Annotated in this window: 1 pseudogene; it reads right to left on the reverse strand. The window is 43.5% G+C overall.

The annotated features are described in order from the left end of the window. Window positions 1-197, reverse strand: a pseudogene (locus ACTHUR_RS19005) (amidophosphoribosyltransferase); the annotation flags it as partial. Between the last annotated feature and the right edge of the window lie 300 nt (window positions 198-497).

Genomic DNA, 497 nt, shown 5'->3' on the forward strand with positions numbered 1-497 from the left:
TTACCGACCAAGTCGCGCATATTACGGGTACGGAACACTTCGCGCACCATGCCTTTGCCCTTGTGCATATGAAATATATTGCCTTCGGCAGTAACAATACCTGCTGCGTCCTGACCACGGTGTTGCAACATCTGGAAACCATCATACAACATCTGATTGACTGGCTCATGACTAACCAAACCTAATACACCACACATATCGTGCTTCTCCGAGTTTGAAGATTAAATGGGTAAGCCGTCATTATAAAATAATTTAGATGAGTTTGCTCAAATTGTTGACAATATGATGCTAAATTTACGCAAATAAAAACGGATTCAGACGACCCATAGGCCGTCTGAATCCGTCAAACTTAATCATCCAATTCTTCAACTTCAGCCGCTTTACCCGAAAGATGGGACATTGCGGTATCTTTTCCAGGCAGATAAGGCATTGCAGCATCGGCAAGTGATTCAAAATACGGAATTGTGTGCGAACTTTGCCACTCTTCCGTTTTCGGC

It is taken from the genome of Neisseria sp. P0021.S007 (assembly GCF_051956855.1).